Here is a 612-nt window from a genome sequence, read left to right on the forward strand (position 1 = left end):
AATCAACTCAGTCGGCACAAGTTCACCATCGGGCACTGCTTCCGCAACAACACAATCTACTACATACAAACTAACAGTATCAACACAGGATAGTGCAAGTAATGTCATAACCGGTCTATATGTTACATTATCTCAAGGAGGAACTACAGTAACATCAGGTAATTCGCCAACAACTTTTACTTTGAATAGTAATGTCCAGTATTTGGTTCAAGCCTATGGTTACAACACTCATGTTTTTGATCATTGGAAGGATACTGGTTCCACCACAAATCCAAGATCTATTGCAATTACTGCAGATACCCAATTGGCTGCAGTCTATAGAACACCTACAATATCACTAAATCCATCAACCGGACCTGTAGGCACTGTCGTTACAGTTACAGGTACTAATTTTGCCTCGTCTAGCACCATTACAATTTCATATGCAGGAGCTAATGTAAGCACTAGTCCTGCAATAATAACAACTGATTCAAGTGGAGCCTTTACTGCAACCTTTACACTACCATCAACTGCAACTGGAACTTCTACTGTTACTGCAACAGATGCATTATCACATCCGGCTTCAGCGACGTTTACTGTAGGTACGTCAAATTCCATTACACTAAACAATGT

The 612-nt window shown here is 40.2% G+C and carries 1 pseudogene; it reads left to right on the top strand.

The annotated features are described in order from the left end of the window. Positions 1–612 (top strand): annotated as a pseudogene (locus tag DYY66_RS03275) (hypothetical protein); the annotation flags it as partial.

It is taken from the genome of Candidatus Nitrosotalea sp. FS (genome assembly GCF_011319475.1).
Taxonomy (GTDB): Archaea; Thermoproteota; Nitrososphaeria; order Nitrososphaerales; family Nitrosopumilaceae; genus Nitrosotalea.